At 59.4% G+C, this 377-nt stretch carries 2 protein-coding genes; one reads left to right on the top strand and one right to left on the bottom strand.

Annotated elements, in window-relative coordinates:
- Positions 1-197 (top strand): hypothetical protein (locus tag E1297_RS00525; RefSeq protein WP_209015527.1); only part of this gene is annotated, 197 nt, incomplete at its 5' end.
- Here the strand turns inward: E1297_RS00525 and E1297_RS49470 are convergent.
- The coding region (locus tag E1297_RS49470) for a hypothetical protein (protein WP_209015528.1) at positions 186-377 on the bottom strand (192 nt) is incomplete at its 5' end. The two genes, E1297_RS00525 and E1297_RS49470, sit on opposite strands and share 12 nt — an antisense overlap.

Here is a 377-nt window from a genome sequence, read left to right on the forward strand (position 1 = left end):
TTGCAGTGAAAAAGCGCTTGGCTTTCGCGGTTCTGTTTGTCGATTGCACCACATTCAGCGCAGGCCTGTCAGGTAATACAGTGAAGAACAGCGGAGTGGATCTTGACGCCTCGCTGAAGGAGAGGTTTCCCGCGCTTCTGGATCATGCCGCGCTGCAAGGCCCGGTCTTTCAGGACGGGGAGCAGTCACAGGCGTGACCAGACTGCGATAACCCCGCTCCCGCCGAGAACCGTTTTCTGGCCGACTTCGGCCCCGAACCCTCCATTTCCGACACAGCGTGACCAGACTGCGATAACCCCACTCCCCTGTGAGTGTCGCTTTCTGGTCGGCTTCGACCCTGCCCCCCACTTCCGGCACAGCGTGACCAAACTGCGATA

Source organism: Roseibium sp. RKSG952 (assembly GCF_009711355.1).